Annotated in this window: 3 protein-coding genes and 1 pseudogene; all 4 read right to left on the reverse strand. The window is 76.0% G+C overall.

The genetic code is table 11. The annotated features are described in order from the left end of the window. Nucleotides 1–1,392 (reverse strand): BREX-2 system phosphatase PglZ (pglZ, locus tag AC5LSR_RS21985; RefSeq protein ID WP_493468939.1); only part of this gene is annotated, 1,392 nt, incomplete at its 3' end. Further along, complete coding sequence (locus AC5LSR_RS21990; protein ID WP_493468940.1) at nucleotides 1,389–2,357, reverse strand: BREX-2 system ATPase PglY family protein; 969 nt, start codon at nucleotides 2,355–2,357, stop codon at nucleotides 1,389–1,391. The genes AC5LSR_RS21990 and pglZ, both read right to left, overlap by 4 nt. 193 nt (nucleotides 2,358–2,550) lie before the next feature. After that, nucleotides 2,551–3,972, reverse strand: a pseudogene (locus AC5LSR_RS21995) (BREX-2 system ATPase PglY family protein); the annotation flags it as partial. Then, on the reverse strand, nucleotides 3,861–5,492 hold a 1,632-nt coding region (locus AC5LSR_RS22000), incomplete at its 5' end, for a DUF6079 family protein (RefSeq protein WP_493468937.1). The gene AC5LSR_RS22000 and the pseudogene AC5LSR_RS21995, both read right to left, overlap by 112 nt.

Raw genomic sequence — 5,492 nt, forward strand, 5'->3', positions numbered from 1 at the left:
GTGCGCGGCGGCGAGCGAACCGGTGGGCTGGGTGGCGAGCCAGCCGACGAGCCGGGCGGCCATCGCGGCCCGCTCCACCGTGGCCCGCTCCACCGGGGGACGGTCGACACCGGCCAGCAGATGGTCGCGCAGCGATCCGACGGCGGTCACGACGTCGCGGGCCGCCCGCGCGAGCAGCGTGCGGTCGGCCCCGGACTCGGCGGCGGCGAGGAAGTCGCGGACGGTGGCTGCGACGGCGGCCAGCCGGTGGTCGAACCCGGCCCGCAGGATGTCGCTCGCGGCGCCGGCCACCCGGGCGTCCAGGTCGTCGAGCAGCCGCTCCGCGGTGTCGAGCAGGGCCGGGAGCGCATCCTCCGGGTGCAGGGTCGCCGACGCGGCGCCGGCCGTGTCGAGGCCGAGCCGGCTGGTGCCCGGGCGGGCCGCCACCAGCGCCGTCGTCACCACCTCGTGAACGGCGTCAGCGAACGCGCGCATGGTCGTGTCGTCGAGGCGGACGTCGCCGAAGTAACGCTCCACCCGGACCCTGGCCCGCTCGGCAGCCCGCTCGACCGCCGCGACATCCCCCGCCGCCGGTGCCGGCGGGCCGGCGGCGTCGCGGCCACGCCGGGGCCACAGACAGTCACAGACCAGGCCGAGGGCGAGCGCCCGCTCGCCGTTGCCGGCGGCGACCAGGGTGAACAGGGCCCGCCCCGCGCGGCCGGTCCGTTCGACCAGGTAGGCGGTGAGGCCGGCGCGCTCGTCGTCGCCGAGCCGGCGCAGCGCCTCGGTCGCGCCGGGGGTGGTCGTCCAGCGCAGCAGGGTGGCGATGTCCAGGTCGGCGGCGCCCAGACCCAGCTCGGTCAGGCCGAGCCGGACGGCGGCCAGCTCCGCCAGCGCGTCCTGCCGGCTCAGGCCATCGGGCCGGCGCGGCCAGCCGGCCGGGGGACGGGCCTCCAGCAGCGCCTGCGCGACCCAGCGGTACTCGGGGGCGCGTAGCCGCGGGTCGGCCTGGGTGGCGCCGAAGTCTTCCAGGACCGCGAGCCACGGCTCGATGACGTCGACCCGCTGCCGGTAGACCTGGGCCAGGACGGAGTCACCCAGCGTCTCCTCGTCGGCGTCGGTGAGCAGCACCAGCCAGCCGTCCTCGACCGGGTCGCGCGCCCAGCGGGTGACCTCCTCGAGGACGGCGAGCGGTGACACGCAGGGCACCACCCGGACCGGCCGGCCGCCGGCGTCCAGCTCCCCCGGCACCGGCCAGTCCGGCTGGGCGCGGACCAGCAGCACGCGCGGCTGGCCGCCGTGGTTGCTCCGCGCGGCGCGCCGCAGCCGGTCGACCCGGCCCAGCACGACGGCCGGGGTCACCCGGGGAGCGCCCGCGCCGCCCGCGCCACCCGGGGACGACAGGAGGGTCACGGCGCCGGCCGCCAGATGATCTCGACATCGCCGGGCTGGTCGCCGACGTGGGTGCGCAGCTCGGCTAGCGCCTCCTCCAGCTCCCCGACCCGGCCCCGCCACCGCCACGCGGTGCCCGTGCCGGCCGTGCCCGCGTCGGCCGTGCCGGCTCCGGTGCCGCCCGCCCTCGTGCCGCCTTCCGCGGCGCCGCCCTCCGTTGTGCTGCCCTGGCCGGGCGGGGGGATCGTGACGGCCGGCCTGGAGCCGGTCTGGCCGGTGCCGCGCCTCATCGGGACGGTCCCGACCGGCGGGACCTCGGCCCACGGCCTCGACCTGGTGGGATCGACGGGCCTGATGGAATCGGCGGGCCTGATGGGATCGACGGGCGGGACGGGCGCCGTGGTGGCGCGGCGGAGCAGGGTGGTCGCCCTGGTGCGGGCCTGGTTGAGCGCCGGGGCGAGCGACGTGGTCAGCTCGTCGGCGGCACCGGTGGCGCGGATCAGCCCGAGGATCTCGTGGGCCTCGGTCCGGTAGGGCTCGGGCAGTCCGGCGATGACGGCGAAGGTCTCGTCCCAGGGGGCCGCTCTGATCGCGTCGGTGACGTCGTCGGCGCGGCTGATGCTCACGGCGAGCTGCGTGGCCGGGCCGGCGAGCTCGGCGCGGGCCAGCCGCCGGACGATCTCCGTGCCGCCGGCCCTGGGGTCGTCCAGCGCGAAGAGCAGGTCGCGGGCGGCCCGCGCGGTCCGCAGCCGGCCCCCGTTCGCGCCGTTGCTGTCGGGGCCGTTGCTGTCGGTGCCGGCCGCGGCGGTGCCGGCCGCGGCGAGGCCGGTGCGCGGGTCGAGCCCGAGTGCGGCGGCGTGCGTCTCCAGGGCGTCGACCAGCTTCTGGCTCGCCGCCCGGCGGGGCCGTGCCTTCTCGACCAGCTCCTCGGCGAAGCCGCGTAGCAGCCGGCCGCGCAGCAGCGCCGGCGGCCGTACCCCGAGGATCGCCTGGGCGCGTTCGCCGGCGGCCGCCCAGTCGGCCGCGCTCGGGCAGCGGCTGCTCGCGCAGCGTCATGTCCCTGGTGATCGCGTTCAGCTCGGGCGGGGTCGCGAGCAGGCCGCCGTGCCGGTACCAGGCCCGGTCGGTCTGCTCGGCGAACGCGGCGACGACCAGGTGCGCGACGTTGTCGTCCAGGCCGCGCGGCTTCGGCTCGTCGATCCAGCGCAGCAGGTCGCTGACCCGCACCTCGCTGACCCGCGGCTCGCCCGGCCCCGAACCGCCCGGCCCCGAGCCCGAACCGCCCGAGCCCGAGCCCGAGTCGCCCGAGCCCGAGGCGCCTGGCCCCAGGGCGCCCGCGCCCGGCGCGCCGGAGCCGTCGGCCGCCGCCTGGGCGGCGCAGCGGGTGAAGTGGTCGACCCACTCGCGGCCCAGCTCGAAGCGCACCTCGTGCATCACGCCGAGCCCGAGCGCCGGCGCGATCCGCCGTACCGGGATCCGGTCGCCCCGGGCGACCTCCACCGAGCCGCCGTCCGCCTCGGCCGCTCTGGTCACATAGCCGAGGACGAGCTTGAGCTCCGCGGGCCTGACAGGCGTCCCGGTCTGGTCGGGGTCGAGGTCGGGATGGCCGGGGAACTGGTCGGCGAGCAGGTCGCCGACCAGCCGCCGGCCCGCCTCCCGCAACGACGCGCCGAGCGGCAGCGTCGGGTTCAGTCCGGGCCACAGCGCGCGCAGGTGGTCGCTGAAGTCGGCGGTGACGTCCTGCTCGTCCTTGGACGTCAGGCCGTAGGCCGAGCGCAGCACGGTCCGGGTCTTGGTCAGCAGCGCGTCGTAGCGGCTTTTCAGCACGCCGTGGGCGCGCTGCCGGTCGTCGGCGCTCAGGTGCTGGGCGTGGCTGTCGAACCGGTGCCCGCCGCCGGCGAGCAGGTGGTCGAGCCGGACGAGCATCCCTAAGTCGGCCAGGCGCGCGGCGGTCAGGTCGGCGGGGATCCAGCAGACCGTCCGGTGCTGGACGCCGGCGCCGCGCAGCCGCTCGACACGCGCCCGGGCGTAGACCGGCCCGTCGCCGGTGTCGTCGAACGGGTAGTCGACGACGAGCCGCCACGACCGCGGGTCGACGGGCGCCAGCTGGTCGTCACGCAGCTCGCCGCCGCGGATCGAGCCGAAGACGACCTCGGCGGAGCGTCTGCCACCCCGCCAGACGAGGTCGAGCCGGTCGCCGTAGACGTCGCCGGTGGCGGTGACGCCGAGCTCCTCGACGAGGAGCCGTTTCACCAGCGCGCGCCGGTTGCCGGCGCTGTCGTAGGCGACGGCCGAGTTCAGGATGCTGTCGACCTCGACGTCGACGAGTTCCAGGCCGACGCCCGGGTCGCCGCCCTCCACCGGGACATACTTGATCTCGCCGAACTGGCCGGCCCAGCGTTCGGCCTTCTTGCTGACGAGCCCGGCCTCGCCGCCCGGGATCGGGCTGGTGATGCTGCCGTGGTTGAGCGCGGAGAGCCGCCGCGTGGTCAGGTTGCGCAGCGCCGGGACGCTCGGCGCGAGCGCGGACAGCAGCAGTGTCTTGACCAGCCGGTCGTCCGCGGTGAACCGCCGGACCCTGGTCGCGAGCGCCGGGTCGATGCCGACATCGACGCCGGTGCCGGTGCCAGGCTGGCACCGGAGCCAGCAGCCTGGGCGCGGCGGGCCCGGGCGAGGGTGTCCTCGTCGAGGCCCTCCGCGTCGAGCAGGTAGGGGCGCAGCTTGCGGGCGTAGAGCTTCTGCGCCGCGTCGAACTCGGCCTTCAGGACGTCGGTGAACGGGGTGTCGGCGCCGCGGGTGATGACGTCCCACAGGTCGCCGAGCGGCACGACCTGGCCGAGACGCAGGTCGTTCCGGTGGTCGACGAGTAACTGGCGCATGAGTTTCAGCGCTGTCCGGTTGCGCTGGAGGGCCGAGGAGACGTGGACGAGGGTGTCCATGAACGCCGGGCTGAACGGGTAGGACAGCCGGAACGCGTCCCGGTCGGCGCCGAGCTGGGAGCTGCCGCCGAGCATCGTGTCCCACACCTCGGCGCGGACCTTCGCCGTCGTGACGAACGCCCGCGCGATCGCCGCCTCGGCGTCGGCGTTCAGCGGCCGCAGCAGCCGCCGGTTGGCGATGAGCGGGAGGTTGCGGTCCTCCAGCACGATCTTGTCGAACCGGCCGTCGGCGAGGGTGAGGACGTCGAGGAAGGACAGCCGCACGTCGCCGGCGACCTGTTCGCCGACGAGCTCCCGCAGGTCCCGCTGGCGGGCGATGAAGCTGACGACCGGGATCGGCCGGGCGCCCAGCCCGCCCTCGACGAAGTTCGTGACCTTCTGGACCTCGCGGGAGACGAACGCCTGGTCGCCCATGTTGTTCGCCAGCCACAGGATCAGCTCGTCGAGGAAGAGGACGACGGCGTCGTAGCCGAGGTCCCGCGCGTGCCGGGCGATCTCGGTGAGGCCGGCGTCCAGCGAGACGAAGCCCTCGGCGTCCTCGCGCAGGTCACGGAAGGTGTTCGCGAACCAGGTCGTCAGCAGGTCGGAGACCAGCCGGCGGGTCCGCCCGTCCGGGGCGGCGCCCGGGGCGAGTGCCGCGTCCAGCTCGGTGGGCGTCCAGGAGGCGTCGTCGCCCCAGTCGTCCTCCTCGCCGCCGCCCGCACCGGCCCGGTTCAGCTCGGCGAGGAAGGTGGCGTCGCCGACCTTGGCCCGCACGCCGCGGGCCTCGGCCAGCAGCGCCTCGGCCCGGTGCACCGCGGGGATCGGGGCGTCGGGGTGCAGCCCGCGCAGCTGGTCGGCGTAGCCGCCGAGGACGCGCTGCTCGATCGACTTCGCCCCCAGCAGGTGGAACGGGACGAGCAGGAACCTCTTGCCGGCCAGCTCCGCGTCGTGCTTGCCGACGACGTCGGTCAGGCGGTCGTCGAGCGTGCGGGCGGCCGGTTCGCCGCGCAGCAGCGCGTGCAGCACCGCCATGAAGTGCGACTTGCCGGAGCCGAACGAGCCGTGCAGGTAGACGCCCCTGGACGTGCCGGTGCTCACCGCCTGCGCGATCAGGCCGAGCGCCTCGTCGAAGTTCCCGACCAGCCGGTCGGTCACCACGTAGCTGCGCAGGGTCTCGGCGTCGGTGACACCCTCGGTGAG

The sequence above is a fragment of the Protofrankia sp. CiP1_Cm_nod4 genome, from assembly GCF_982290645.1.